26 protein-coding genes are annotated in these 25,888 nt (G+C 66.8%); 10 read left to right on the top strand and 16 right to left on the bottom strand.

Features of this window, described 5'->3' with window-relative positions; translation table 11 throughout:
• Nucleotides 1-1,416 (bottom strand): NCS1 family nucleobase:cation symporter-1, encoded by a 1,416-nt coding sequence (locus FQK05_RS23685; RefSeq protein WP_158971636.1) that lies wholly within the window; start codon nt 1,414-1,416, stop codon nt 1-3.
• A gap of 205 nt (nt 1,417-1,621) precedes the next feature.
• Here FQK05_RS23685 and FQK05_RS23680 point away from each other — a divergent pair, with 205 nt between their 5' ends.
• Nucleotides 1,622-2,884: a glycerate kinase type-2 family protein gene (locus FQK05_RS23680; RefSeq protein WP_158971634.1), complete on the top strand. Its 1,263-nt coding sequence runs from the start codon at nt 1,622-1,624 to the stop codon at nt 2,882-2,884.
• A gap of 4 nt (nt 2,885-2,888) precedes the next feature.
• Here FQK05_RS23680 and FQK05_RS23675 read toward each other — a convergent pair whose 3' ends face one another.
• Both FQK05_RS23675 and FQK05_RS23670 read right to left on the bottom strand, forming a co-directional pair.
• A complete protein-coding gene (locus tag FQK05_RS23675) occupies nt 2,889-4,028 on the bottom strand; it encodes a DSD1 family PLP-dependent enzyme (RefSeq protein WP_158971632.1) in 1,140 nt (379 codons plus the stop codon).
• 23 nt (nt 4,029-4,051) lie between these two features.
• Entirely contained in the window at nt 4,052-4,645 is a 594-nt protein-coding gene (locus FQK05_RS23670; RefSeq protein ID WP_158971630.1) for a helix-turn-helix domain-containing protein, read from the bottom strand.
• A 155-nt stretch (nt 4,646-4,800) separates the two neighbouring features.
• Here FQK05_RS23670 and FQK05_RS23665 point away from each other — a divergent pair, with 155 nt between their 5' ends.
• Genes FQK05_RS23665 through FQK05_RS23640 form a run of 6 tightly spaced genes read left to right on the top strand, consistent with a single transcriptional unit; the run spans nt 4,801 to nt 11,755 of the window.
• A complete protein-coding gene (locus FQK05_RS23665) occupies nt 4,801-5,946 on the top strand; it encodes an NAD(P)/FAD-dependent oxidoreductase (RefSeq protein WP_158971628.1) in 1,146 nt (381 codons plus the stop codon).
• Nucleotides 5,943-7,226 carry a TRAP transporter large permease gene (locus FQK05_RS23660; RefSeq protein WP_158971626.1) on the top strand — a complete coding sequence of 428 codons (1,284 nt, stop codon included), beginning with the start codon at nt 5,943-5,945 and terminating at the stop codon, nt 7,224-7,226. Before FQK05_RS23665 ends, FQK05_RS23660 begins: the two co-directional genes overlap by 4 nt.
• 38 nt (nt 7,227-7,264) lie before the next feature.
• Nucleotides 7,265-8,236, top strand: coding sequence for a TRAP transporter substrate-binding protein (locus FQK05_RS23655; RefSeq protein WP_158971624.1), 972 nt, complete (start codon nt 7,265-7,267; stop codon nt 8,234-8,236).
• Entirely contained in the window at nt 8,233-8,799 is a 567-nt protein-coding gene (locus FQK05_RS23650; RefSeq protein ID WP_233270654.1) for a TRAP transporter small permease, read from the top strand. The genes FQK05_RS23655 and FQK05_RS23650 overlap by 4 nt, the downstream gene beginning before the upstream one ends.
• Nucleotides 8,799-10,262, top strand: coding sequence for a M81 family metallopeptidase (locus FQK05_RS23645; protein WP_158971622.1), 1,464 nt, complete (start codon nt 8,799-8,801; stop codon nt 10,260-10,262). Before FQK05_RS23650 ends, FQK05_RS23645 begins: the two co-directional genes overlap by 1 nt.
• Complete coding sequence (locus tag FQK05_RS23640) at nt 10,259-11,755, top strand: amidohydrolase family protein (RefSeq protein WP_158971620.1); 1,497 nt, start codon at nt 10,259-10,261, stop codon at nt 11,753-11,755. The genes FQK05_RS23645 and FQK05_RS23640 overlap by 4 nt, the downstream gene beginning before the upstream one ends.
• Before the next feature lie 137 nt (nt 11,756-11,892).
• On the opposite strand, the gene FQK05_RS23635 is transcribed toward FQK05_RS23640, so the two are convergent.
• The 4 genes from FQK05_RS23635 to FQK05_RS23620 form a co-directional block, all read right to left on the bottom strand.
• The gene (locus FQK05_RS23635; RefSeq protein ID WP_158971618.1) at nt 11,893-12,873 is read right to left on the bottom strand and encodes a helix-turn-helix domain-containing protein; all 981 of its coding nucleotides are present in this window, start codon (nt 12,871-12,873) and stop codon (nt 11,893-11,895) included.
• A 427-nt stretch (nt 12,874-13,300) separates the two neighbouring features.
• Nucleotides 13,301-14,605, bottom strand: a complete 1,305-nt coding sequence (locus FQK05_RS23630) for a TRAP transporter large permease (RefSeq protein ID WP_158971616.1) — start codon at nt 14,603-14,605, stop codon at nt 13,301-13,303.
• 10 nt (nt 14,606-14,615) lie between these two features.
• Complete coding sequence (locus FQK05_RS23625; protein ID WP_158971614.1) at nt 14,616-15,140, bottom strand: TRAP transporter small permease; 525 nt, start codon at nt 15,138-15,140, stop codon at nt 14,616-14,618.
• Nucleotides 15,141-15,223: 83 nt separating this feature from the next.
• Nucleotides 15,224-16,219, bottom strand: coding sequence for a TRAP transporter substrate-binding protein (locus FQK05_RS23620; protein WP_158971613.1), 996 nt, complete (start codon nt 16,217-16,219; stop codon nt 15,224-15,226).
• Nucleotides 16,220-16,555: 336 nt separating this feature from the next.
• On the opposite strand from FQK05_RS23620, the gene FQK05_RS23615 reads away from it, so the two are divergent.
• From FQK05_RS23615 to FQK05_RS23605, 3 genes are read left to right on the top strand one after another with little or no spacing between them, the layout of a single operon-like run.
• Nucleotides 16,556-17,233: a GntR family transcriptional regulator gene (locus FQK05_RS23615; RefSeq protein WP_158971611.1), complete on the top strand. Its 678-nt coding sequence runs from the start codon at nt 16,556-16,558 to the stop codon at nt 17,231-17,233.
• Nucleotides 17,230-18,153, top strand: a complete 924-nt coding sequence (locus FQK05_RS23610; protein WP_233270653.1) for a polysaccharide deacetylase family protein — start codon at nt 17,230-17,232, stop codon at nt 18,151-18,153. The genes FQK05_RS23615 and FQK05_RS23610 overlap by 4 nt, the downstream gene beginning before the upstream one ends.
• Before the next feature lie 5 nt (nt 18,154-18,158).
• Nucleotides 18,159-18,791 (top strand): aspartate/glutamate racemase family protein, encoded by a 633-nt coding sequence (locus tag FQK05_RS23605; protein WP_158971609.1) that lies wholly within the window; start codon nt 18,159-18,161, stop codon nt 18,789-18,791.
• A 159-nt stretch (nt 18,792-18,950) separates the two neighbouring features.
• On the opposite strand, the gene FQK05_RS23600 is transcribed toward FQK05_RS23605, so the two are convergent.
• Genes FQK05_RS23600 through atpD form a run of 9 tightly spaced genes read right to left on the bottom strand, consistent with a single transcriptional unit; the run spans nt 18,951 to nt 25,424 of the window.
• Nucleotides 18,951-19,796 (bottom strand): F0F1 ATP synthase subunit gamma, encoded by an 846-nt coding sequence (locus FQK05_RS23600; RefSeq protein ID WP_158971607.1) that lies wholly within the window; start codon nt 19,794-19,796, stop codon nt 18,951-18,953.
• Nucleotides 19,793-21,304, bottom strand: coding sequence for a F0F1 ATP synthase subunit alpha (locus FQK05_RS23595; protein WP_158971605.1), 1,512 nt, complete (start codon nt 21,302-21,304; stop codon nt 19,793-19,795). The genes FQK05_RS23600 and FQK05_RS23595 overlap by 4 nt, the downstream gene beginning before the upstream one ends.
• Nucleotides 21,297-22,031, bottom strand: a complete 735-nt coding sequence (locus FQK05_RS23590; protein WP_158971603.1) for a F0F1 ATP synthase subunit delta — start codon at nt 22,029-22,031, stop codon at nt 21,297-21,299. The genes FQK05_RS23595 and FQK05_RS23590 overlap by 8 nt, the downstream gene beginning before the upstream one ends.
• Before the next feature lie 13 nt (nt 22,032-22,044).
• Nucleotides 22,045-22,293, bottom strand: coding sequence for a F0F1 ATP synthase subunit C (locus tag FQK05_RS23585; RefSeq protein ID WP_158971601.1), 249 nt, complete (start codon nt 22,291-22,293; stop codon nt 22,045-22,047).
• Nucleotides 22,290-22,988: a F0F1 ATP synthase subunit A gene (locus FQK05_RS23580; RefSeq protein ID WP_158971599.1), complete on the bottom strand. Its 699-nt coding sequence runs from the start codon at nt 22,986-22,988 to the stop codon at nt 22,290-22,292. The genes FQK05_RS23585 and FQK05_RS23580 overlap by 4 nt, the downstream gene beginning before the upstream one ends.
• Nucleotides 22,989-23,276, bottom strand: coding sequence for an N-ATPase subunit AtpR (locus tag FQK05_RS23575; protein ID WP_158971597.1), 288 nt, complete (start codon nt 23,274-23,276; stop codon nt 22,989-22,991).
• Nucleotides 23,273-23,545, bottom strand: a complete 273-nt coding sequence (locus FQK05_RS23570; RefSeq protein ID WP_158971595.1) for an AtpZ/AtpI family protein — start codon at nt 23,543-23,545, stop codon at nt 23,273-23,275. Before FQK05_RS23570 ends, FQK05_RS23575 begins: the two co-directional genes overlap by 4 nt.
• Nucleotides 23,542-24,003, bottom strand: coding sequence for a F0F1 ATP synthase subunit epsilon (locus tag FQK05_RS23565; protein ID WP_158971593.1), 462 nt, complete (start codon nt 24,001-24,003; stop codon nt 23,542-23,544). Before FQK05_RS23565 ends, FQK05_RS23570 begins: the two co-directional genes overlap by 4 nt.
• Nucleotides 24,000-25,424: a F0F1 ATP synthase subunit beta gene (gene atpD / locus FQK05_RS23560; protein ID WP_158971591.1), complete on the bottom strand. Its 1,425-nt coding sequence runs from the start codon at nt 25,422-25,424 to the stop codon at nt 24,000-24,002. Before atpD ends, FQK05_RS23565 begins: the two co-directional genes overlap by 4 nt.
• Nucleotides 25,425-25,888: the final 464 nt, after the last annotated feature.

The raw sequence follows: 25,888 nt of genomic DNA, 5'->3' as shown, positions 1-25,888 counted from the left end.
TCAGACCTGGATCCTGCCCTTGGCCAGCCGATAATAGATCGCGCCACCAAGGGCCGCGCCGATCAGCCAGGCATAACCCGACAGCTGGTTGACATAGGGCACCCAGACGGCCGCGATGGAAAAGACGGCCGCGACCCCGAAGGCGATCATCGCCGCATCGTTCCAGCCGTTGCCGTAATGGTATCGTCCGCCCTTCAGGTCATAAAGGTCGTCCCGGTCCAGCTTCTGCCGCCGCAGCAGGTAGTAGTCGGCCATCATGATCCCGTAGACTGGCGCCAGCGTCGCCCCCAGCGTGTTGACGAAGCCGCCGATGCCGAATTCGCTGATGAAGCTGGTCCAGAACCCGCCGATCACCAGCGCAAAACCCGACGTGATCAGCCCCGCCGTGCGAAAGCTGATCTTCGACGGCGCCAGGTTGGCGATCCCGTTCACCGACGGGATGAAGTTGGCAACCAGGTTGATGCCCACCGTCGCGGCAAAGAAGGTCACCGCCGCGACGACGGACAGAAGCACGCTGTCGGTCTTCTCGACGATCTCGGTCGGGTTGATGATCGCCTCGCCATAGACCACCGCAGCGCCGGCAGTGGTCAGCAGCGCCAGGGCCGAAAACAGGATCATGTTGAAGGGCAGTCCCGCCAGGTTGCCCACCAGCATCGCACGCTTGTCCTTCGCGTAGCGCGAGAAGTCGGAAAAGTTCAGCAGCACGGCCGCGAAATAGGACAGCATCGTGCCGACGATGGCGACAAAGCCTGCAAATTCCGTCCAGAAGGTGGCGCCCGGATGGACGAAGATAGTCTGCGCCCGGGCCAGAAGCTGCCCGTCGGACTTGTTCCACAGCACGATCACAAGCCCGATCATCACGGCATAGACGAACGGCCCGGCGATGTTCAGAAAGGTTTCCACCCAGCCCATGCCGCGCCAGAAAATGACGATGTGGAACAGCCAGACCAGGAAGAAGGCCAGCCAGTCGATACCGGTCATGCCCAGGACCTCGGCCCCGCCATGCAGGCCCGTCAACGACCGGATCAGCAGCGCCAGCGCGGTCGAGGCGAAATAGACCTGCACACCGTACCAGAACACCGCCACGATGGCCCGCAATATCGCCGGCAGCTTGGCCCCCTGCGTGCCCTTCGACGCCCGGGCCAGAACCGGATAGGGAATGCCATAACGTTCGCCCGCCGCGCCCGACAGGTTCACCAGAACCATCACGATCAGCCCCGCCACGATCAAGGCGGCAAAGGCGGCCCAACCACTGACCCCGTAAGAGATGAACAGCGACGCCACCAGCGAATAGCCGAACAGAGACTGGATATCGTTGGCCCAGATGTTGAAGATCGCGAACCAGCCCCAGCTTTTCTCCTCGGGCGTGATCGGGCTCAGCGTGTCGCCACTGTCGTTCTGTGTGGTGTCCGTCATCTGGTTCGCCCCCGACTGTCCCGTTTCCTGCCAAAGGTTAACGCGTCCGACGCGTCCGGCGCGATACAAAACCGGCGCCTGCCACCGAAACGCGACCGGTTCCGCCCGCGAAACCTGCAGGCGGGCCCTCGTTGCCAAAGCGGCGTGACATTCCCGGCCCGGGCCGCCTAGGGTGGCGCCGCAACGGCCCGAAGGACCCCGCCCAATGACCGACGCCCCTGCCCTGCTGCGCAAGCTGTTCGACGCGGCCGTCGCGGATGCGGATCCGATGCTGTGCCTGCCCGCGACCCTTCCCCCCAAGCCCGACGGCCGGGTCGTGGTGATCGGTGCCGGCAAGGCCTCTGCCCGGATGGCGGAGGCGGTCGAATCCGAATGGGGTCCGTGCGAAGGACTGGTGATCACCCGCGACGGCTATGGACGGCCCACACAGGGCATCCGCATCGTCGAGGCCTCGCATCCCGTGCCCGACCAGCGCGGCGTGGATGCGACGGCCGAAATGCTGGCGCTGCTGGACGACCTGGACAAGGACACATTCGTCCTGGCGCTGATCTCTGGCGGGGCGTCGGCGCTGCTGGTTCAGCCCGCAGGCGACATCACCCTGGCCGAGAAGCAGGCGATCAATTCGGCGCTTCTCAGTTCGGGCGCGCCTATTTCACAGATGAACACGGTCCGCAAACACCTGTCCCGCGTAAAGGGCGGGCAGCTGGCGGCGGCCGCCTTCCCGGCGCGGATGCTGGCGCTGGTGATCTCGGACGTGCCCGGGGACGATCCGGCCTTCATCGCCTCTGGCCCCACTGTGCCCGACAGGTCGACGCCTGCCGATGCGCGGGCGATCCTGGACCGCTGGAAGATCCCCCTGCCCGCCTCGGTCGCGGCGCAACTGGGCCGGCCTTCCGGCATCTGCGCGCCCAGCGACCCGCGGCTGGCGCGGACGGAAACCGTGATCGTCGCCGCACCGTCGCAATCGCTGGCACGGGCATCAGGGGTGGCCGAGGACGAAAGGATCGAGCCGCGGCTTCTGGGCGACGCCATCGAAGGAGAGGCCCGAGAGGTCGCCCGCGAACAGGCACAACTGGCGCTGGACACCCGGGCATGCATGAAACGGGGCGACAGACCGGTGCTGCTGCTGTCGGGCGGGGAATGTACCGTGACGCGCACGGGCAACGGGGTCGGCGGCCCCAATGCCGAATTCGCGCTGGCGCTGGCCATTGCACTGGACGGGCAGGACGGGATCCATGCCATCGCCTGCGATACCGACGGGGTTGATGGCGCAGCAGAGGTCGCGGGCGCCATCGTGACGCCCGACACCCTGTCCCGCGCCCGCAAGGCCGGACTGGACCCGGAACGGATGCTGGAGGCAAACGATGCGCACAGCTTCTTTTCCGCCATCCAGGATCAGGTGATCACCGGTCCGACCCTGACCAATGTGAACGACTTCCGCGCGATCCTGATCGAACCGCCTGCCTGACGGCTCAGTAAAGCTTGCCCCGCGCCGTCACGGGCCACAGGGTTTCGACGACCCCGTTCCGCACACCCACATACCAGTCATGAAGGTTGCAGGTCGGGTCGCAATGGCCCGGCACCAGCCAGACCTGATCGCCGCGGGACAGCTTGCCCTCCGGGTCCAGGATCACGCCGTGTTCGTCGGACGCGCCCTTGTAGGTCAGCCCATCGGCGTCGATCCGCGGCAGGCCGCTGTCGACCGACAGAGCCTTCAGCCCGGCATCGCAGACCGCGCGGCCCGGGACAGGCTGGCTCATGATGCCCGACAGGACGAACAGGGCGTTTTCCATGCCGCCGGGGCGGTCGCCGTCCTCTTCCCGGATGCGGTCGTAATCGGCGTCCATGAAGATGTAGGACCCGCATTGCAGTTCGTTGACCTGCCCCAGGTCCGTGTCCATGCGGAAGGACCCCGTGCCGGCGCCGCCGACGGTTTCGCAGGCGAAGCCCGCGGCCGCCAGCGCATCGATCGTGTCGCGGGTCAGCCGTGCCGCCGTTTCTGCCGCGGCGCGCCGGTCGGCCGGATCGGCAATGTGCTGCAAGGCCCCCTGATAGGCCTGGATGCCGCCGAAGGTCAGGCCCTGCGCGGCATCGACCAGACGGGCAAGCTCTACCGCGGGCTCCCCCGGTGCCACGCCGCAGCGCAGGCAGCCCACGTCGACCTCGACCAGGACATTCAGCGAGGTGCCATGACGGGCCACGGCTTCGGCCAGTTCGGCCACGCCCGCCGGGTCATCCACGCAGACGCCGATCCGTGCCTGCCCGGCCAGCCGCGCGATCCGGTCGGCACGGGCCGCCCCGCAGATCTGGTTCGAGATCAAGATGTCCGTCACGCCCGCGCGCACCAGCGCCTCGGCTTCCGACAGTTTCTGGCAGCAGATCCCGCAGGCCCCACCCTCCGCCATCTGGTACAGCGCGATGTCCGCGCTCTTGTGGGTCTTGGCATGGGGCCGCAGCCGCACACCCTTCTCCGCCGCGAAATCGCGCAGGCGGGCCGCGTTGCGTTCGAAGGCATCCAGATCGACCACCAGCGCAGGCGTCATCACGGCCGCGACCGGATCCCCCACGCGGGCCGGAACATCATAGCCGATTTCAGGATCGTACCGGGTCATCGCGGGTCCTTTCCGGATGGTGTCTAGATCGCGGGCGGATGGGGTTCGGTGCAGATGCACAGAACCTCGGCATCGGTCTTGCCCGTCGTGATGTACGCATGGCCCATCGCACTGTCGAGATAGACGCTGTCGCCCTTCTTCAGCGTCACGGGTTCGTAGAACTCGCTGTGCACCTCGATTTCGCCGTCCAGGACAAAAAGGAACTCCTCCCCGCCATGGCGGACCAGGTCCCCGAACTCGGTCAGGCTGCCCGCCTTCACCCTGGCGTGGATCGGCAGCATGAACTTGTTCTTCACCTCGGGGCACAGGTACAGATAGTCATAGTTCGGGGTGTTGATCAGCGCGCCCTCGCCGCGGAAAGCGGTGGCGAAACGGCTGTTCGGCGTGGCTATGCGGGCCTGTTCCTCTCCCGCGCCGGTGACCAGGTCGCCGATGGCCACATCCAGCCCGTCACACAGCTTCAGGATGATATCCAGCGTTGGCGACAGGGCGCCGTTCTCGATCTTGGAAATCGAGGACACTGACACGCCCGACCGCGACGACAGTTCGACCAGGGTCAGCCCTTCGGCCTTGCGCAGCTGCTTCACCTGCTTGCCGATCTCGCTCTTGAAGGACATCCGCTCTCTCCCGCTCGTGTGCCTGTTGCCCAAGACTTGCACGCCGTCACGCAAGTCTAGCAAAAAAATTTTCGTATGTGAAAATTTTTCTTGTAATGAAAAACGAAACCCGGAACGATGTAGGCAGATTCACGGAAAAAGGGAACTGACGGCAGATGGAAGAGACGCGGCCGACCTCGGCGGAGATCATCGTCATCGGAGCCGGCATTGCCGGTGCCTCCGTCGCGGCGGAACTGGCGCCCCATGCCTCGGTCATCCTGCTGGAGCAGGAAAGCCAGCCGGGCTATCATTCGACCGGCCGGTCGGCGGCGGTCTTCGCGCCCAGCTACGGGCCGACGCCGATCCGCGACCTGACCCGCGCCTCGCGCGCCTTCTACGAGGCGCCGCCGGCCGGGTTCACCGACCACGCCCTGTTCGGACCGCGGCCCATCCTGATGATCGCCCGCGACGATCAGCTGGGCGCGCTGGACGAACTGATCGACCTGATTTCCCCCGAAACGGATGTGAAACGTCTGGACGCGTCCGCGCTGACCGAGGCGCAGCCGCTGCTGCGTCCGGGCTATGCGTCGGCCGCGATGCTGGACATGGCCGGCCAGGACATCGATGTGCACGCCCTGCACCATGGCTATCTGCGGGCCTTCAAGGCGGCGCAGCAGACACTGGTCAACGGCGCCGCGGTCACGGGCCTGTCGAAATCGGGCGACACCTGGACGGTCGAGACCAGCAAGGGCGCCTTCACCGCACCCATCGTCGTCAACGCCGCCGGTGCCTGGGCGGGCGAGGTCGGCGCGCTGGCGGGGGCCGAAGCGATCGGCCTGACCCCCAAGCGGCGCACCGCGGTTACCGTGGCCGACCATGCCACGTTCGAAACCGCGCACCTTCCGATCACCATCGATGTCGAGGAAAACTTCTATCTGAAGCCCGATGCCGGACGGCTGCTGATCTCTCCTGCCGATGAAACGCCGGTGGCGCCGTGCGATGTCCAGCCCGAGGAGCTGGACGTGGCGATCTGCGTCGACCGGATCATGACGGCCTTCGACCTGGACATCCGGCGGATCGAAAGCAAATGGGCCGGTCTGCGCAGCTTCGTTGCCGACAAGGCCCCGGTCGTGGGCTATTCCGACGTGCAACCCGGCTTTTTCTGGCTGGCCGGTCAGGGCGGATATGGCATCCAGTCGGCACCCGCCATGGCGAAATTCGCGGCCTCGGCCGTGCTGGGCCGGCCGCTGCCGCCATCCATCGCGGACGAAGGCTTCGACCCGATCAGCGTCCGCCCGAGCCGGCTGAGGGCCGCAGCGTGATGTGGATCGTCCCCATCGCCGCGCTCGCGTTCCTGGGCAGCGGCCTGGCCCTGGCCTATGTGATCGGCGGTTCCGCCGTCCTGGCCTTCATCGTTTCGGACAACACCCGTTACCTGGCGGTGCTGCCGCAGAAGGTGTTTTCCAACATCTCGGTCTTCTCGCTGCTGGCGATGCCGCTTTTCATCCTTGCCGGAGAGGTCATGAACCGCGGCGGCGTGACGAAGGCGCTGATCGACCTGTCGATGGCCCTTGTGGGCCGTCTGCGGGGCGGGCTGGGCCATGTGAACGTCCTGACATCCGTGTTCTTCGCCGGCATCTCCGGCTCTGCCGTGGCGGATGCCGCGGCGCTGTCGAACACCCTTGTCCCCGCGATGGAAGAAAAGGGTTATACCAAGACCTATGCCGCCGCGATCACGGCCGCGTCGTCGATCATCGGGCCCATCGTGCCGCCGTCGATCATCCTGATCTTCTACGGCGCGGTCATGCAGACATCGGTCGCGGCGCTGTTCGTCGCGGGCATCCTGCCGGGGCTGGTGCTGGCCGCAGCACTTTTTGCGATGAACGCCTGGTATGCCTGGCGCGAGGATCACCCCCGTGTGTCGAAGGAAGACGCGCCGAAGATCCTGCCCGCCATCGGCCGCGCCGCCCCTGCCCTGCTGCTGCCGGGGATCATCGTGGGCGGCATCGTCTTCGGCTGGATGACGCCGACCGAAGCCGCGGCCGTGGCCGTCATCGCGGCGGCCCTGGTGGCGCGGTTCTACGACGGGCTGTCGCTGACGGATGTCTGGGAAAGCCTGTCCCGCACGGCGATCCTGACGGGTTCGATCTTCATGATCCTGTGCGCCGTGGCGGCGTTCGGCCACCTGGCCGCGCTCGAGCGGATCCCGCAGGCACTGGCCGCGCTGGTCACCGATCTGGGGCTCAGCCCGCTGGAATACATGATCGTGCTGAACCTGATCCTGATCGTGGCCGGCATGCTGCTGGACGTGACCGTGGCACTGGCGCTGCTGATCCCGCTGCTGGCGCCCGTCGCGCTGGCCAATGGCGCCGACCCGGTGCACCTTGGGATCATCATCTGCTTCAATCTGACCATCGGCCTGGTCACGCCGCCCCTGGGAGGCTGCCTGATGATCGTCTCGACCGTCACCGGCGTGAAGTACTGGGACCTGGCCCGCCGGGTCATCCCCTTCGCCATTGCCGAGGTCGGCGTGCTGGCCCTGCTGGTGGCCGTGCCCGAAATCAGCCTGGCCCTGCCCCGCCTGATGGGGCTGTGGAACTGACATCGACGCAAAACAAAGATCAACAGAGGAAGTACGACATGAAACTTGCAACCGGATTCCTGGCCACCGCCGCGGCGCTGGTGCTGGCCCTGCCCGCCGTGGCCGAAGTGAAAGTCGCGCTGGACAGCCCGCCGGACCTGAAACAGTCGGGCACCTATGTCTGGGCGAACACCTTCGCCAACTACCTGAACGAACACGGCATGGACGCCGTCGAATACGAACGCAACGCGCTGGGTGAGGAAGCCGAGCGCCTGGACCAGGTCAGCCAGGGCCTTCTGGAAGTGTCCATGTCCGACATGAAATCGGCCGGCCAGCTGGACGGCACGATCTTCGGCACCTCGATGCCCTTCTTCTTCAAGGACGGGGAAGAGCTCGACATGGCGCTGGACAAGGGCGGCATGCTGGAAATGATCAATGACGGCACCACGCCGGAAGGCGTCCGCGTGCTGGATATCGTCTATCTGGGCCTGCCTGCCGGCATCTTCACCACCGAAACGCCGATCCGCACCTTCGAGGACTTCGCCGGTGTCCGGATGCGCGCGCTGGACGAACTGCAGATCCAGGTATTCGAGACCTGGGGCGCCAAGGGCACCATCGTCAGCTGGTCGGAAGTGCCGAACGCGCTCCAGACCGGGGTCGCCGGCGGCTATATCAACCCGCCCTTCGTGCCGCTGGTCTATGGCCACACCTCCTTCATCAAGTACTTCACCGATACCAAGTCCTCGAACTCGGTCCGGATCGCGATCGCGTCCGAAGACTGGTATCAGGGCCTGAGCGACGAGGACCGCACCATCGTCGACGACGCCGTGAAGGCGGCCCACGACGCCAACCGCGCCTTCCTTCTGGACCGCAAGCAGGTCTTCGCGGACCTGGAAGCGGCCGGCATCGAGGTGATCGAACTGCCGGAAGAGGAACTGGCCAAGTTCCGCGAAGCCTCGGCCCCGCTTTATGAAAGCGTCGACATGCCCGAAGGCGCCCTTGACGCCTGGAAGGCGGCGGTCGGCCGGTGAGCACGGTCCACCATATCGCACGGGGGCTGGACCGCTTGTCGGCCCAGCTCAACCGCGGGGCCCTTGTTGTCGCGGTCGTCGCGGTCGTGGTGATGCTGGCCGCGGCGGCATGGCAGGTCTTTGCCCGTTATCTGCTGGCCCAGCCGCCGGTCTGGACCGAGGAGCTTTCGCGCTTTTCCATGGTCTGGGGCGGCATGATGGGCGCCAGTTGCGCCTATCGGCTGAAGGCCGACCCGACGCTCTTTCCCGAGGCGCTGGCCCTGACCGGCCCGGCCGGCGTGGCGGCAACGCTGGTCCGCGCGACCGGGGCGCTGATCTTCGTCGTGGCAACGCTGTGGTTCTGCATCTTCGGCGCCAATATGAACATCGCCCGCGGCTACATCGCCCGCCTGATGGGTCGCCAGGCCGAAACGATGGACGTGCCCATGCTGGTCTTCGGCATCGCAATCCCGATCGCGCTGGCCTTCATCGTGATCCACGTCCTGGCGGACATCGCCCGCCTGACCCTTCCATCCACCGAACGGCCGTCCGGCACCCCGGCGGCTGCAGGAGATCCCGCCTGATGAAGCTCTTCATGGCCTCGCTCGCAACCGAGACGAATTCCTTTTCGCCCATCCCCACCGGCTGGACCGGGTTCAAGGAAAACCTTCATTCCAAGAACGCCTCGACCGAGGGCGGCCAGGTCTATGCCACCGCGCTGAAGGTCTTCCGCAATCGGGCCGAGGCGCTGGGATGGGACGTGGTCGAGGGGCTGGCCACCTATGCCCAGCCCGCCGGCCCCACGATCCGGTCGGTCTACGAAACGATGCGCGACGACATCCTGGCGGACCTGAAGGCGGCGATGCCGGTCGACATTGTGCTGCTGTCGATGCACGGAGCCATGATCGCCGAAGGCTATGACGACTGCGAAGGCGACCTGATGGCCCGCGCGCGGACCATCGTGGGCCCCGATGCCGTCATCGGGCTGGAAATCGATCCCCACTGCCACCTGACGCCGCTGATGCTGGACAGTGCCACCGCCATCATCTGCTACAAGGAATACCCGCACATCGACATCGCCGAACGCGCGGAAGAGTTGTTCACGCTGTGCGCCGATGCGGCGACGGGCAAGACGAAGCCCGTGATGCGCGACTACGACTGCAAGATGATGGCCATGTACCATACCCCATTCGAGCCGATCCGCGGCTTTGTCGACGGTATGACGGCGATGGAAGGCAAGGACGGGATCCTGTCGGTCTCGCTCGCGCATGGCTTTCCCTGGGGCGACAGCCCGGTCGTGGGCACCCGTACGCTGGTGATCACCGATGGCGATCCGGACCTGGCCGCGGCCCGGGCCGAAGAGCTGGGCAAGACTCTCTGGAACCTGCGCGGCCAGCTGCGCACCTTCCCCGGCATGGCCGAAGGGCTGGACCGGGCGGTGGCGGCCAATGCCTATCCCGTCGTGCTGGCGGACTTTGCCGATAACGCCGGCGGCGGTGCACCGTCGGATTCGACATTCGTGTTGCAGGAGGTGCTGAAGCGCGGACTGAAGGACGTGGCGCTGCTGACCTTCTGGGACCCGGTCCTGGTGTCGATGTGCATCGATGCCGGCGTGGGGGCGGTGATGCCGGTGCGCGTCGGCGGCAAGGTCGGACCCATGTCGGGCGACCCTGTGGACCTGACGGTCAACGTCCGCGGCATCAACCGCGACGCCATCCAGTATTTCGGCAAGTCCGAGGCCAGCCTGGGCGACACGGTCTGGCTGGAGGCGGACGGCGTCCACCTGATCCTGTCGTCCAAGCGGACCCAGACATTCAGCCCCAACGTGGCCGAGGACCTGGGCCTGGACCTGTCAAAGATGAAGATCGTGGTCGTGAAAAGCTCGCAGCACTTCTATGACCGCTTCGCCCCCATCGCGTCCGAGGTCATCCACCTGGCCACGCCGGGCGCCATCCCGCCGGATTACACCATCATCCCCTATACCAAGCGGGACATGAACTTCTGGCCCAAGACCGAAAACCCCTTTGCCGAAAGTGCCGACGCATGACCCACGACCTTCTGATCCGCAATGGCCGCGTGATGGATCCCGAAACCGGCTTTGACGAGGTCTGCGACGTGGCCGTCAAGGACGGCACCATCGTGGCCGTGGGCAAGGACCTGGGCGGCGCGGCCGAGGAGATCGACGCCACCGGCCTGGTCGTGGCCCCGGGCTTCATCGATATCCACGCCCATGGCCAGACTGTGGCCGCAGACCGGATGCAGGCCTTCGACGGCGTGACCACGGCGCTGGAACTGGAAGTGGGCGTCCTGCCCGTCGCCGAATGGTACGACGACCAGGCCACCCGCGGCCGGCCGCTGAACTATGGGGCCGCGGCCAGCTGGATCTCGTCCCGCCGCGCGGTCATGAGCGGCTTCGAACCCACCGGCAAGATCAACCCGGTGGCCCAGATGGGCGCCACAAACGACACACGCTGGCATACCGACACCGCGACCGGCGGCCAGGTGGCTGAAATCGTCGGGCTGACCCGCCAGGGCCTGGACGAAGGCGCCATCGGCATCGGCATCCCCAACGGCTATGTCGCCGGCGCAGGCCTGAAGGAACTGACCGAGATCTGCGATCTGGCCGCGGAGTTCGGCCGGCCGACCTTCACCCATGTCGCCAATGCCTCGAACATCGACCCGAAAAGCTCGGTCGAAAGCTATGTCAAGCTGATCGGCCTGGCGGGGGCGACGGGGGCGCACATGCATATCTGCCACCTGAACTCGACCAGTCTTCTGGACATCGACCGGTCGGCGGAACTGATCCGCAAGGCGCAGGAACAGGGCCTGCCCGTCACGACCGAGGCCTATCCCTACGGTGCCGGTTCGACCGTCGTCGGCGCCGGCTTCTTCGCGGAGGAAGAGTTCACCGCCCGCACCGGCAGCCCCTACAGCGCCGTCGAGCTGGTGAAGAACGGCCACCGCTTCGAAGACCGCGCCGACCTGTTGAAGGCCGGGCACGAAAACCCGTCGGACCTGATCATCTGGCACTTCCTGGACATCGACGTGAACGAAGAACACCGCCGGATGCTCGATGTCTCGGTCCTGTTCCCGGGCGGCTCCATCGCGTCGGACGCGATGCCGTGGATCAAGCCGGACGGCTCGATCTATGACGGCGATGCCTGGCCCCTGCCGGACGACGCGGTTTCGCACCCGCGGTCGTCGGGGACCTTCACCAAGTTCCTGCACGACTATGTCACCGTGCGCGGCGCCGTGACGCTGATGGAAGGGCTGGCGAAATGTACGCTGTACCCGGCGCAGGTGATCGAAAGCTGCGCACCCCAGATCGCCAGGAAGGCGCGTCTGCGGGAAGGGTTCGACGCCGATATCGTGGTCTTCGATGCCGAAACGCTGTCGGACCAGGCGACATTCACCGAGATGAACAAGCCCGCCATCGGCGTGGAATACCTGATCGTCGGCGGCACCAAGGTCATCGCGGGCGGCGAACTGGATACCAAGGCCGCCCCCGGCCAGGCGATCCGCTGTCCGCAGGCGGCCTGATCCCAGGGCGACCCGGCCGTTCCGCGCGTACGCGGAACGGCCGAAGCTTCAGCAAGACGTGCAGCGGCCGGCCCCCTGTTGAAACTGCGGCGCAAATCGGCCGCTGCCCGGCGGGCCACCGGGCGGGACCTTGAAATTCAGCCACGCCCCAGCATCCGGGCGAAGGGCGTGGTCGCCCAGGCCCGGTACGTCCGCCGTGGCGTGATCTTCGTGATCAGTTCCAAGCTCTCGGCCTGGTCGATCAGCTTCTGCGCGCCGCGGGGCGTGATGTTCAGGTCCCGCGCCACGGCGCTGCCTGTCACGATGGGGGTCAGCGTCAGCATCCCGATCAGGTCCGGCATGCGCGAGGCGCCATGCGCATCGGCCCTTATGTCCCGCGACCGTTCCAGCCAGCGCCGAAGCAGCGGCAAGGCCGCGATGCCGCGGTCCAGCGTCCGGGTCAGCCCCTCCAGCAGGTCCCGCACCCGTCCGGGATGGGCCACCGACCACAGCCGGAATCCGTTGTCGACCAGCGCCAGCGACGGCTGGATCACCCATGCCCCGCGGGGGGCCGAAACAAGATCGTATGGCTCCGCCTCGCCCAGCATGAAGCGGCCGGACCCGCGCATCGCGTGATCCGCCGCGACCAGCGCCAGCCGCTCGACCGATGGCGCATTGCCTTCGGTCGCCACATGCACGATCCGCGCCACGGCCAGTGCCCCCAGCAGGGGGCTTGGCGCTTCTGCCATGGCATCCCGGATTTCGGCATAGTCCTGCGGCATGAAGGGATGCGGCCCCTCTCCCGCCGACAGCGACCAGAGGCGCGACAGGACCGTGCCCGTCTGTTCTTCGAGGGGGCCCGGCGAATGCAGGCCCCGCAACATCGCCGCCCCCGCCAACGCCGCCCGATCGCGATCCGGATCCCCCAGCGAGGCGCGGAACGGCCGGCCCAGAAGATCGACGGGCGAAACTGGCAGATCCTCCAGCCAGGTCGACGCACAGGCCTCCTGCACCGACGCCAGACCCCGCCACATCGCCGCCAGCGAGGCATCGGCCCGGAGCGCACCTTCCATCCGGGCCGCCAGGATCTCTGCCCGGAAGACGGTCGACAGGTCCGGTTGGGGGAAAAGGTCTTCCAAGGAAATTCCGCCTGATCTGGAAATCTGTGCCGGATCATACCGGCAAGCGCACGGAATGGAATTGCTCGATTCGTTCCCTTTCGACTTTCGGCCGGGCGGCCCAAGGGGGTTACGGTTGCCGGCAGTTGCGATGCAGAACAGGATCAACATTCCAAGCATCGGATGGCCCCCCGCCCGCGAACGTCCGCACAAGGGGTGTCCGGTTCTCCGGCAGGTCTTGCACAGCGCCCGCCTTCCGGAACGGCCATGGGCCGCGCGTTGAGACTGACGGTCATGGTGAGCGAGCTTCTGGCCTGAATGACCGGGAACGAGAGCCCGAACGCGGGGGCCCGGACCTGCCTTCGGGTCACGGTGCTGCAGCCCACCCCCCGCGGATGCCGTCCCTGTCGGCGCCGGGGCTCGCCGCCCCCACCGCCCTCGTGCCCCGCTAGCGGGACAGCATCAGCGTCGGCAGGTAGGTCACCAGCCCCGGGAACACCGCCAGCAACGCCACCGCCAGCACCAGAAGCCCGAAGAACGGGGCCGAGGCACGGGTGACGGTCCACATGTCCCGACCGCTCATCCCGTGCAGGACAAACAGGTTGAAGCCCACCGGCGGGGTGATCTGTGCCATTTCCACTACGACAATCAGGTAGATGCCGAACCAGATCGGGTCGAACCCCGCCTGCACCACCATCGGCAGTGCGACCGAGGTCGTCAGCACGATCATCGACGCGCCTTCCAGGAAACAGCCCAGCACGATGTAGATCAGCGTGAGAAGGATCAGCAGCGCCGCCGGCGAAAGGTTCTGTGCGGCGACCCACTTGGCCAATGCGGCCGGGATGCCAAGGAAGGCCATGCCGACCGACAGGAAGGCCGCGCCCAGGATGATCATGGTGATCATGCAACTGGTCCGCGTCGCCGCCATAAGGCTTTCGGTGAAACTGGCCCAGGTCAGCGCGCCCGACAGCCACGCCAGGATCAGCGCACCGAAAACGCCCAGCGTCGCGGCCTCGGTCGGGGTGGCGATGCCGCCATAGATCGACCCGATCACAGCCACGATTAGCAGCAGCACCGGGATCAGCCGGCGCGACTGGCGCAGCTTCTGGCCCAGCGGCAGCCGAGGACCCGCAGGTGGAACCGATAGTCCGTTGAAGGCCGACCACAGCATGACGTAGCCCATGAAAAGACCCATCACCAAGAGGCCCGGCACGATGCCCGCGATGAACAGGCGGGAAATCGACTGCTGCGCGGCAATGCCGTAGACGATCATCATGATCGACGGCGGGATCAGCAGGCCCAGCGTGCCAGACCCCGCCAGCGTGCCGATGGACATGCCTTCGTCATAGCCACGCTGCTTCAGTTCCGGCAGGCTCATCCGCCCGACCGTCGCCGCGGTCACGGCCGAGGATCCGGCCACTGCCGCCATCACGCCGCAGCCCACGATGTTGACGTGCAACAGCCGCCCCGGCAGCCGGTCCAGCCACGGGGCCAGACCCGCGAACATGTCCTCGGACAGCTTCGCGCGGAACAGGATCTCCCCCATCCAGACAAACAGCGGCAGCGCGGTCAGTGCCCAGCCCCAGCTGTTGTCCCAAAGGGTCGTAGCCAGCATCGAACCGGCCGGCGCGGGCGTGAAGAATGCGATGGCGACAAAACCCACGGCCGCCAGGGTGAACCCGATCCAGAGGCCCCCCGCCAGCAGCACCAGCAGGACCGCGCCCAGGATCGCCGTCGTGGTCAGGATGTCCATGGGCGCGGCCTCATTCGTTCAGCTCGATCCCGTCGAGCGCGGTTTCGTGGGGTGCGGCAAAGCCCGGTGTGCGGCCGGTCAGGACCAGCACCAGATCGTCCAGCATCGCAATGGCCAGCACGATCACGCCCACCAGCATCGCGGATTGCGGGATCCAGAAGGGCACCGCCAGCAGCCCCGGCGACAGGTCGCCGAAGCGCCAGGAATCGTGGATCATGCCGTAAGTCTGCCAGGCCAGGTAGGTGCAGCCGATCACACCGAAAAGGCCGATCCAAGCCTCGGCCAGCCAGGCCGCGCGCCCCTTCAGCCGGCCGACCAGCAGTGACACGCGAACATGCCCGCCGGTCTTCATCGTCCAGGCCAGGCCCAGAAAGGTGGTCCCCGCCAGAAAGAAGCCGCCGCTTTCGGTGGAATCGATCGTCACGCCGACGCTGCGGCCGACGATCTGCGCCACGATGGTCAGCGCGATCATGAACAGGCAGAACGCGGCCAGACCGCCGCTGACGAGGTAGAGAAGATCCAGGATCCTGCGCATGGGGCTGCCTCCGGATGCCATAGGCCCGCCCCGACCCGGTGTCACAAGACAGGGCCGGAGACAGGCAAGGGGTCAGGTCGGGCTCAGTTCGACGCCTTGTAGGTTTCCAGCACGGCGATCGCGTCGGGCGAGGCGGTGGCCTGCCATTCCGCCATCATCGCGGCGCCGACTTCCTTCAGCTTGGCCATGACCTCTTCCGGGGCCTGTTCCACGACCATGCCGTTTTCCTCCAGCACATTCAGCTGTTCGCCATAGGTGGCCTGGCTCATCTCCCAGCCGCGCTTGGTGGCGGCCTCGCCCGCCTTCACCAGCGCCTCCTGCATTCCGGCCGGCAGGGCTTCGAACGCATCCTTGTTCACGATGATCGCGTTCTTGGTGTAGATCGCGCCTGCAGCGGTGAAATATTCGGTATTGTCCCAGGCCTGAATGTCGATCCCGGTCTGGGGCGAGGTGAACAGCGCGTCGATCAGACCTGTGGCAAAGGCCTGCGGGATTTCCGCGAAGGGCAGGATCGTGGCCTCGAAACCCAGCGCATTTCCCATGTCCTGCGTGGCCTTGGAATAGATTCGCAGCTTCTGCCCGCTGAAATCGGCCAGCCCCGTCACCGGGAACTTGGTATAGAAGCCCTGTCCCGGCCAGGGCTGATAGGCCAGCACCTTCAGGCCGATCTTGTCGAACAGCTTGTCGAAATAGGGTTTCTGCGCCTCCATCAGCTTCCATGCGCTGGCATAGTCGCCGGCCACAAAGGGCAGACCCGCCAGATTGTACATCGGATCCTCGTTGGAATAGGATCCCAGCCGGATTTCTCCGATCTGGACCTGGTCGGTCTGGACCGCGCGGCGGATCGCGTCCAGCTTCATCAGCGTACCGTTTGAATGCAGCGTGATCTTCAGCTCTCCATCGGTCGCCGCCGCGACATCGTCGATGAAGAGCGCGATGTTCTGGGTCAGGAAATTGGTGTCGGGATAGCCGCTGGCCATCGTCCAGGAGGTTTCGGCGGGTGCCGCACCGGCGCCTGCCACTAAGACTGCGGTGGTTGCGGCCGCGATCAGGGCCCTGGTCGTCCGAAAGACGTGCATGGATAAACTCCCCGTTGTTGTCTGGTCTTGCTTTCCCGCCTTGCGGGCTTGTGGTCCCAGTTGCAGGACAGGCCGGAACCGATTGCAAGAAAAAATCGTATACTAAAACTGAATTCAGGGTGCGGGCGCCGGATCTGACGGCAGATGCTGAAAAATCCGGCAAACGACAAGAAACGTGCGTGTGAGATCGCGGGTCTGGGGTCTCTAGAGGTCGATTTCAACCGAATCCCAGCCTGAAACCTTGCATGTCGCGGTGACGGCCTGCAAAATTCGGATGACAACGCTCCTTATAATCGTATACGATGCTAAGCACGAATGACACGACCGAGTCCCCCAATGACCGACGACGACATCCACCGCGAGATCTTCGAGGCCATCATCGACGGGCGGCTGGAGCCGGGCGAGAAACTGGGCCAGGACGAACTGGGCAAGGTCTTCGGCGTCTCCAAGACCCGGATTCGTCCGGTCCTGCACCGTCTGGCCGACCAGAAGATCGTGGTGATCGAACCGATGCGCGGCGCCTTCGTCGCCCGCCCCTCGGTCGAGGACGCGCGCGCCGTCAACGCCGCCCGCCAGATCATCGAGGAAGGCGTGATCCGCGCCGCGACCCGCGCGGCAAAACCCCGGCATCTGAAGATCCTGCGTCAGATTGTGGCCGAGGAACAGGGCGCCCGCGACCGGCGCGACGGCGGCCATGCCCACCGGCTGACCGGGGAATTCCATTGCGAACTGGCACGGATCACCGGCAACGACGTGGTGGCCGAACTGGTCCGCGAACTGGTCTCGCGCGACAGCCTTGTCGTGGCGCTCTATCAACGGCCGGCCTCCTCCGTCTGTTCGCTGGGCGGGCATACCGACCTGATCGACAAGATCGCCTCGGGCGACGAGGACGCGGCGGCCCATGCGATGCGCCACCACCTTCAGGACGTCATGGACAGCCTGGACCTGGGCGACGAGGGGCGGAAGGCACCATCGCTGGCCACGGCCTTCGCCCATCTGGGGTCCCGGTCGTGACGCTGGCAGCGCGGGATTTCCTGGGCCATCGCGACGCGCCTCCGAAGGTCGAATGGCCCGGCAAGGCAAGGCTGGCCGTCTCCTTCGTCCTGAACTTCGAGGAAGGGGCGGAACTGTCCATCGCCGATGGCGACGAACGCAACGAGCCCGTCTACGAGGTGCGCGAGGAAGTGATCGGCGCCCCCGATCCCTGCATGTCCTCGCATTACGAATACGGGCCGCGGGCCGGCTTCTACCGCATCCTTTCGCTGCTGGAAGCCCACGGCATCCGCGCCACGATCAGCACCTGCGCCCGCGCCGCGGAACGGGTGCCGACGCTGATCGCCGAAGCCGCCGCCCGCGGACACGAAATATCGTGCCATGGCTATCGCTGGGAAACCCATGCCGGGATGGATCCGGCGCACGAGGCGCAGGTGATCGCGCGCACCCATGCCAGCCTGACCCGCATCGCGGGCGTGGCGCCGGTGGGCTGGCACACACGCTCTGCTTCTTCTCCCAACACGCGGCAATTGCTGTGGGACCATGGCGGGTTCCTTTACGATTCCGACGCTTACAACGACGATCTTCCCTATGTCGTCGGCGATGCGGACAGCCCCCACGTCGTCCTGCCCTACAGCTTCGATACCAACGACATGCGCTTCGGCCCCGGTGGCGGCTTTGTCTTCGGCGAGGATTTCACCCGCTATTGCGCCGATGCCTTCGACTGGCTGTGCCGCGAGGGCGAGACGCGGCCCAAGATGATGTCCGTGGGCCTGCACCAGCGCATCATCGGCCGCCCCGGCCGGATCGGCGGGTTGGAACGCCTGCTGCAGCACATGGCCGCCCGCCCCGATATCTGGTACGCGACAAGGGCCCAGATTGCCCATGCTTGGCGCGATATGGCGGGGATGGACCGCTGGTCCCCCCGCACCGCGGGCTGACGGTCATGCACCTGCTGATCGTCAATTCCAACACCTCGCCGGGCATTACCCGTCAGGTCGCGACCGAAGCGTGGTCGCTGGCCCGCGCCGGCGCCGTGATCAGCGCGGTCACGGCGCCCTATGGCGTCCCCGCCATCGAAACGCCGGAAGATGCCAGGATCGCGGCCGCCGCCACCTGCGATGCGATCCGGTCGGCGGGTCCGGTGGACGCAGCGATCATCGCCTGTTTCAGCGACCCCGGGCTGGTGCAGATCCGGGAGGAAGTCGCCTTTCCCGTCATCGGCATTGCAGAGGCCGCGATGCTGGACGCGGCCGCCATGGGGGACCGTTTCGCGATCCTGACCGTGGCGCCGACGACCATTCCGGGGATCCGGCAGACGGCCGATGAGTACGGCGTGGCCGGGCAGTTGACCGGCGTCCATGCGCTGAACCGGGGTGTGCTGGACAGTCACGCCGACCCCGGGCGGACGCTGAAGGACATGACCGACCTGGCGCAGGCTGTCCTCTCCGCCGAGAAGCCCGATGTGCTGGTCCTGGGCGGGGCCGTCACGGCCGGCATGACCCGTCATCTGGCGCACCTGATCCCTGTCCCGTTGATCGACGGGCTGGGCTGTGCAATGGCGCGGGCCGGGGCGTGAGAGCCCCCGCATCCGGGCGGGACGCGGCCGTCGAAACAGGAAGGGTTGCGATCGACCCGGCCGGAGGTCGCGAGGCGGCCGCCCCCAGTGAGGCAGTGGGCGGGCCGACCGCTGTCCGACCTGCGGCCGGGGGGACTTCCGTCAGGCGCCAGGTGGCCCCTAGCGGTGGCTGTGCCCGGCGGCCAGTTCCACGATTTCCTCGGTGATCTCTTCCTGCCGCAACCGCCGGGAGGTGGCGACCAGCGTGTCCGTCGTGTCCTTCACGTTGTCCTGCGCCGCGATCATGGCACGCATCCGCGCAACGTTCTCGGCCGCGAAGGCCAACATCACCGCCTCGACCAGTTCCGCAACGATGTATTCGTCGACCAGCTGCGCCAGCAGCCGAGCCGGCGGCAGCGTCGTCATCGGTGCCGACCGGCGCCCCGGCAAGGGAAACCGGGCATAGTCGAAGGGGACCAATTGCCGGGTCACGACCTCCATGCCGCTGACGCCCGTGGGCATCGCGTGCACGACCGAGACGCGGGCGATCTCCTCCGTGTCCATCATCCTGAACAGCGCGTCCGTCATGCGGGTCACCAGCGACACCGCCTGCGCCGGGTGGACGATCATGGCGTCGTTCCAGACCGGGTTGCGATGGCGTTCGGTGGCGACCAGAACGCCGCGGTCGCCGACCAGGAACAGGTCGTGCGGCCCGTCCAGCAGGGGTGTTGCCGCATCGAAGACCTGTTCGTTGTAGGTCCCGGCAAAGCCCTGTTCGGCAGTGATCACGATCACCGCGTGGTGACGGTCGTCGCGGGATATCCCCGTCGGGGCCGGATCGGGCATCAGCGCCATCGCCTCGGCAATGGCGTCGCCGATGGTTTCGGCATAGGCGCGGATGGCCTCGACCTGCTCGTGCGCCTCCTGCACGCGGGCGGTGGCGATGCCCCGCATGGCACGGATCACAGCTCCCAGCTTCTGGACCGTGCCGATCCGTGCCTCGACATCCGCCAGCCGGCCGGTCACGGCGCCTGCCCCACATCACGGGCCAGCGCCCGGACCGCCTCGACCAGCGCCGCGCGGATGTCGGCGTCCAGCTTGCCGGTTTCACGCACCTTGCCCGAAGCCTCGGCCGCATGGCTGTGAAGCCATCCGGTCAGCCGTTGCCGGAGCGTGGGCAGCTTCTCGGGCGCCAGATCGTCCAGCGCACCATCGGCGAGCGCCGCCAGAAGGGCCACCTGCCCCACCATGTCGAGCCCCGCGAACCGCGGCTGGGTCAGCAGCGCCCGGATTCGCAAGCCGCGGGCAATCCGTTCCTGCACGCGAGCGCTGGTCACGCCGCCGAACCGGGTGAACATCTCCAGCTCCTGGAACTGGGCGTAATCCAGACGGACGCGTCCGGAGACCTGCCGCAGGGCCGGCCACTGCGCCTTGCCCCCCACCCGGCTGACCGACAGGCCCACGTCGACCGCCGGCCTGCGGCTGGCGGCAAAGAGGCTGGTGTCCAGCACGATCTGCCCGTCGGTGATCGAGATCAGGTTAGTCGGGATATAGGCCGAGAGGTTGCCGGCATCTGTTTCGGCAATCGGCAGCGCGGTCAGGGACCCGCCGCCCAGTTCCGGCGCCAGTTTGGCCGCGCGTTCCAGCAGGCGGGCATGAAGATAGAAGATGTCGCCCGGATAGGCCTCGCGCCCCGGGGGTTCGCGGGTCAGCAGGGCCAGTTCCCTGTGGGTCGCGGCATGGCGGGTCAGGTCGTCGATGACGATCAGCGCGTGCTGGCCCCTGTCCCGGAAATATTCCGCGATGGTCATGCCGGCGAAAGGCGCGATCCACTGCATGCCGGGGCTGGAGGACGCGCCACCCACCACGAAGATGCAGCGTTCGGGGCCACCGTGGGTATGGACGGCCTCGATCACACGTTGGACGGCCGCTGCGGGCTGGCCCACGGCGACATAGACGCAGATCACGTCGCTGGTCTTCTGATTCACGATGGCATCGACGGCAAGCGCCGTCTTGCCCGTGGCCCGGTCGCCAACGATCAGTTCCCGCTGGCCCCGACCCAGCGAAAAGAGGCTGTCCATCACCAGAACGCCGGTTTCCAGCGGCTCCGTCACCTCGGCCCGGTCGATGATCGATGGTGCCGGGCGTTCGACGGGCAAGGTGTCCGCCGTGGCAACAGGCGCGCCGCCATCCAGCGGCCGGCCCAGCGGGTCGATGACCCGGCCCAGCAGCGCGTCGCCCACCGGGACTTCAAGCACCCCTCCGGTATCGATGACGCGGTGGCCGGCTTCGATCGCGCTGGCCTCGTCACAGATCACGACGTCGATTTCGTCCTCGCCCAGGCTGTGGGTGAAACCCAGCTGCCCACCCTGGAATTTCAGCAGCGCCCCCAGGGCAACGTCCGGCAGGCCCGAAACCTGCGCGATCCCGTCCGCCACCCGTTCCACCCGGCCCACGGCCATCGCCTCGGGCGCCAGGGGCGCGTCGGCCAGCGCGGCGCGGCTGCGGGTCAGCCAGTCGGAGGTCTCAGTCATCGGGGGCGATCCTGCCTGCAATCCGGTCGAGATCCGACCGGAAGGTGTTGCGGACGACGGCGTGCGGCGTGTCCAGTTCCAGCCCCGCGATCAGGCTGTCGTCGGTGATGAAGGTCAGGGGCACGGCGCGGCCGAGGGTCGCCTGCAACTGATCCGCGACCAGCGCCTGCTCATCCCCCGTCAGGGGTTTCGCGGAACGGACAATCGCCGGGCCTTCGGTCCCGATCCGGTCCTGCGTGGCTTTCGGCAGCTTCGACACGGCGTCGATCAGCCCGGGCACGAAGTCCACGGCCCGGGCACCACCCGGCAACTGGTCCAGCAGGCGCGCCGAGATATCGACGGCCAGGGTCGCGGCCTCGGCATGCCAGTGCTGGGTTTCGGCCGCGCGCTGGCGGTCCAGGTCTGCGGCCGCATCGGCGCGGGCCTTGTCGGCGTCGGCGCGGGCTTCGGCCAGGATCTGCTGCTTCTGGCGGTCGGCCTCGGCCCGGGCCTCGGTGATCAGCGTGGCGCGGTCGGCGGCGAGGGCGTCCTTGGCCTTCTGCGTCTCGGCCAGGGCTTCGGCGGCCGCGGCGCGGTCGGCCTGGGCCTGGTCCAGCGCCGCGTGGGCCGCGGCCTGCCGTTCCGCGATGATCCCGGCTACCGGACGGAACAGGAACCGCGCCAGAAGCCAGACCAGCACCACCGCGTTCACGGTCTGCAATCCGAAGGTCCACCAGTCGAAGCTCACCCGCCCTGCCCCCCTAGACGAAGGGATTGGCGAAAAGGACCAGAAGCGCGATCACCAGGGTATAGATCGCCATGGTCTCGATCATCGCCAGACCCACGAACAGCGTGCGGCTGACGGTGCCGGCGGCCTCTGGCTGGCGAGCGATGGCGTCCATGGCGGCAGCCACGGCGCGGCCTTCGGCCAGCGCGGGGCCGATTGCGCCGAAGCTGACCGCGATGGCGGCAGCAAGGATCGACACGACTTCGATCAGGTTTGCGGTCATGGCTTTGAGGCCTCCGTCTGTTGCGATGGTTCGGGAAGGTCGTCGCCCACGGCCGCGCCGATGAAGACGGTGGCGAGGACTGCGAAGATATAGGCCTGGACAGCGCCGGTCAGCAGATCCAGCGCCATCAGCGGGATCGGAACGAAAAGCCCCGCCAGCGACAGCACGATGCCCACGACGAAGACGCCGCTCATCACGTTACCGAAAAGGCGCACGACAAGCGAAAAGGTGCGGGTGATCTGTTCGACGATATTGAGCGGGATCATCACCCAGGAGGGTTCGGCGAAGGTGGCAAGATAGCCCTTCAGGCCCCTGCCCTTGATGCCGTAGTAGATCGTAGCCACCAGCACCATGACAGCCAGCGCCGCGTCGGTTTCCAGGTGAGCCGTGGGCGGTTCGATGCCCGGGATCAGCGCGCACCAGTTGGCGATCAAGACGAAGCCGAAGATGGTGCCGATCAGCGATCGGAACGGGCCTGGATCGCGCTGCATCGTGTCGCGGATCTGGTCGTCGATGACGCTGACGAAGAGTTCCAGGATGGTCTGCGTCTTGCCGGGCAACATCTTCAGCCTGCGGGTCGCCAGAAACGCGAAAAGCCCCAGGCCCGCCATGATCCCCCATGTCACCACCACCGGCGCGCTGATCGCGACGGGACCGATGTGGAACAGCGGTTCGAGGCTGAGAGGATTTTCCATTCAGTCCCCCTTCCGTGCCCGGCGCATGACGACAATGCGGCCCAGAAGCAGACCGATGGCACCGGCCAGCAGAGGCATCGCACCGGCCAGGGCCATGACCACGAAGATCGCGACCAGAACGGCAAGGCGTGCCAGTTGCAGGCCCAGGACCTGCCAGACCGGGGTGCCGTCCAAGTACATGGCCGACACGCGTTTCAGGGTCGAGAAATGGAACAGCCCCATCGCCAGACCGATCAGCAGGGCCAGGACGGAAACCGGCACCGGGTTCGCTGCGATGAAGGCACTCATTTCCGGTGCATCCATTTCCAGGCCGCATGAAAGCCGATGGCCGCGCCGATGAAGATCCCGGGCGCAGTGAAGAAGACCCCGCTGTCGAAATGCCGGTCAGCGAAACGGCCGATGACAATGCCCAGAAGGATCGGTGTGACGATGGCCCAGCCCAGGATCCCGATCTGGCCCAGCTGGTTGCCGAATGACGGCGGCGGCGTGCGGCGCGCCTCTTCGTCCCTGTCTGCGGTGCGGCGGGCAGCCTCGGCCGTGCGGTCGTCGTCGGTCATCCGTCGCCCCCTTCGCCAAGGATCAGGGGCGGGTGGTCGAAGGCGCCCGGCCGGTCGGGTCGCAGATAGCGCATGATCTGGCGCACCGCGCGGGAATGCAGCCGGGCCTCTTCGGTGCGGGCGCTGCGGTCGGCATCGACCTGGGCCGCGCGGAGGTCGGCCACCTTGGCCACGAGACCGTCCAGATCGTCGCCCAGAACGCCTTCACGGCAGGAAATCGACACCTTGGTCCCGCCCAGCACCGTCAGCACCCCGGCCCGGACGGCACAGAAATGCAGCCGGTCCCCGGCATCGCGCCAGCGGACGACCGACGCGGGCAGCGCCGTCAGAAAGTCGATATGCCCCGGCAGGATCCCGAAAGCGCCGCTGTCGTCCTCGGCCCGGACGGCACGCACATCCGCGGCGTCGATCAACGCCGCCATGGGCGTGGTGATGCGCAGATGCAGCGCCCCAGTCATGCCGCATCCGCCTTGCGGCCGGCCTCTTCCTTGGCGCGGGCTTCCTCGAATGTGCCGACCATGTAGAGCGAGCCTTCGTCCCAGTCGTCGGCCTCGCCCGCCAGGATCGCCTTGCAGCCCGCCAGCGTGTCTTCGATGCCGACCGACCGGCCTTCCATGCCCGTGAACGCCTCGGTCACCGTGAAGGGCTGGGTCAGGAAGCGTTGCAGCCGGCGGGCACGTTCGACGGCCAGCCGGTCCTCCCGGCCCAACTCCTCCACCCCCAGCAGGGAAATCACGTCCTGCAGTTCGCGGTAATGCTCGATTGTGCGACGGACCTGGTTGGCGACGGCCACGTGATCTTCGCCCAGGACCAGCGGGTCGAGCAGGATGGACGTGGACGCGATGGGATCGACGGCCGGGTACATCCCGTCGGCAGCCATGGCGCGGCTCAGGACGACGGTGCTGTCCACATGGGACGCGATGGTGGTCACGGCCGGGTCGGTAAAGTCGTCTGCCGGGACATAGACCGCCTCGATCGCCGTGATGGCGGCAGCGCCGCGGCTGGCAATGCGTTCCTGAAGCTCTGCCACCTCGGTCGCCAGCGTCGGCTGATAGCCTACGCGGCTGGCCATGCGCCCCAGTAGGCCCGACACCTCGGACCCCGCCTGGACGAAGCGGAAGACGTTGTCCATCAGCAAGAGCACGTTGCGGTGCTGTTCGTCCCGGAAATATTCCGACATCGCCAGCGCCGTCATCGGCACCCGCCAGCGCGCGCCGGGGGGTTCGTTCATCTGACCATAGACCAGCACCGTGCGGTCCAGAACCCCAGCGCCAGTCATGTCCGACAGCATCTCGTGCCCTTCACGGGACCTCTCGCCCACGCCGCAGAAAACGGAAATTCCTTCGTAGCGGGCGACCATGGCGTGGATCAGTTCCATCACCAGGACGGTCTTGCCGACGCCCGCGCCGCCGAACATCGCGGCCTTGCCGCCCTGCGCCAAGGGGGCAAGCAGGTCGACGACCTTGATGCCGGTGCGAAAGATCTCGTGACTGCCGGACTGCGCCGACAGGGGCGGCGGCGCGTTGTGGATCGGGCGGCGGGGCGTGTCGGCGGGCAGGGGCGCGCCGCGGTCGCCGATAGCGCCGGTGATGTCCAGAAGCCGGCCCAGGACCGCATCGCCCACCGGCACCGAAACCGGACCGCCAAGCGCGCGGACGGCCGCACCCCTGCGCAGGCCGTTGGTGGGCCGCAGCGCTATGGCACGGGCAGTGCGGTCGTCCAGGTGGGCCTGGATTTCGGCCACGAAGGTTTCGCCGGCCGTGAGTTCCACCTCGACCGCGTCGTTGATGGGGGGCAACGCGCCCTCTGGAAACCTGATGTCGAGCACGGCGCCGCGGATCGCGACAAGGCGGGCGCCGTCCGGTTCTGTGGGTTGCATGCGATCCGGTGCCCCTCTGCGAGGTCCTGACGTATCCACCCCATTCAGACCAGCGACGGTTCACATGTTCAAGGCGAAAGTGCCTTCGGGCCCACCCGCTTGCCAAGGCGTCGCACCTGCCGCACCCGCCGGCGATATCCCACTTGTTCAACCTGTCCCCAGGCGCAGAAGACTGGACATGCCGTTCTGCGCCATGACCGCCGGCATTGCCGCGGGCCACGGCGGCAACCCCCTTCGTCGCAGTTCCGGACGCGCGATGGGGCGTTCCTGTTCTCCACCGGCAGCCCGACCCGCCCGGTGGCGCCTCCGTAGCCTAGCCCGGCTTCACGTCCATGCCGCCGCGCTCCGGCCGAAAGCGGCGGCGACCGGACTGCCGGGATTTTGCGGGGTTCCGAATTGTTTTGCGGGGTTCCGAATTGTCATGTACCCGCATGGTCGATGGCTCTGCCAAGGGTTGAAAATGG

The sequence above is a fragment of the Chachezhania sediminis genome (genome assembly GCF_009765275.1).
Classification (GTDB): Bacteria; Pseudomonadota; Alphaproteobacteria; order Rhodobacterales; family Rhodobacteraceae; genus Chachezhania; species Chachezhania sediminis.
The sequence above is the reverse complement of the archived record's forward strand: the minus strand, read 5'-3'. Positions and strand labels throughout refer to the sequence as shown.

Bases quoted from the DNA above. Each gene is read 5' to 3' on its own strand.
- FQK05_RS23655 (WP_158971624.1), top strand. From the start codon at position 7,265: ATGAAACTTGCAACCGGATTCCTGGCCACCGCCGCGGCGCTGGTGCTG.
- FQK05_RS23675 (WP_158971632.1), bottom strand. From the start codon at position 4,028: ATGACCCGGTACGATCCTGAAATCGGCTATGATGTTCCGGCCCGCGTG.
- FQK05_RS23580 (WP_158971599.1), bottom strand. From the start codon at position 22,988: ATGGAAAATCCTCTCAGCCTCGAACCGCTGTTCCACATCGGTCCCGTC.
- FQK05_RS23620 (WP_158971613.1), bottom strand. From the start codon at position 16,219: ATGCACGTCTTTCGGACGACCAGGGCCCTGATCGCGGCCGCAACCACC.
- FQK05_RS23585 (WP_158971601.1), bottom strand. From the start codon at position 22,293: ATGACCGCAAACCTGATCGAAGTCGTGTCGATCCTTGCTGCCGCCATC.
- FQK05_RS23665 (WP_158971628.1), top strand. From the start codon at position 4,801: ATGGAAGAGACGCGGCCGACCTCGGCGGAGATCATCGTCATCGGAGCC.
- FQK05_RS23670 (WP_158971630.1), bottom strand. From the start codon at position 4,645: ATGTCCTTCAAGAGCGAGATCGGCAAGCAGGTGAAGCAGCTGCGCAAG.
- FQK05_RS23680 (WP_158971634.1), top strand. From the start codon at position 1,622: ATGACCGACGCCCCTGCCCTGCTGCGCAAGCTGTTCGACGCGGCCGTC.
- FQK05_RS23685 (WP_158971636.1), bottom strand. From the start codon at position 1,416: ATGACGGACACCACACAGAACGACAGTGGCGACACGCTGAGCCCGATC.
- FQK05_RS23630 (WP_158971616.1), bottom strand. From the start codon at position 14,605: ATGGACATCCTGACCACGACGGCGATCCTGGGCGCGGTCCTGCTGGTG.
- FQK05_RS23575 (WP_158971597.1), bottom strand. From the start codon at position 23,276: ATGAGTGCCTTCATCGCAGCGAACCCGGTGCCGGTTTCCGTCCTGGCC.
- FQK05_RS23565 (WP_158971593.1), bottom strand. From the start codon at position 24,003: ATGACTGGGGCGCTGCATCTGCGCATCACCACGCCCATGGCGGCGTTG.
- FQK05_RS23570 (WP_158971595.1), bottom strand. From the start codon at position 23,545: ATGACCGACGACGACCGCACGGCCGAGGCTGCCCGCCGCACCGCAGAC.
- FQK05_RS23625 (WP_158971614.1), bottom strand. From the start codon at position 15,140: ATGCGCAGGATCCTGGATCTTCTCTACCTCGTCAGCGGCGGTCTGGCC.
- FQK05_RS23595 (WP_158971605.1), bottom strand. From the start codon at position 21,304: ATGACTGAGACCTCCGACTGGCTGACCCGCAGCCGCGCCGCGCTGGCC.
- FQK05_RS23645 (WP_158971622.1), top strand. From the start codon at position 8,799: ATGAAGCTCTTCATGGCCTCGCTCGCAACCGAGACGAATTCCTTTTCG.
- FQK05_RS23640 (WP_158971620.1), top strand. From the start codon at position 10,259: ATGACCCACGACCTTCTGATCCGCAATGGCCGCGTGATGGATCCCGAA.
- FQK05_RS23605 (WP_158971609.1), top strand. From the start codon at position 18,159: ATGCACCTGCTGATCGTCAATTCCAACACCTCGCCGGGCATTACCCGT.
- FQK05_RS23615 (WP_158971611.1), top strand. From the start codon at position 16,556: ATGACCGACGACGACATCCACCGCGAGATCTTCGAGGCCATCATCGAC.
- atpD (WP_158971591.1), bottom strand. From the start codon at position 25,424: ATGCAACCCACAGAACCGGACGGCGCCCGCCTTGTCGCGATCCGCGGC.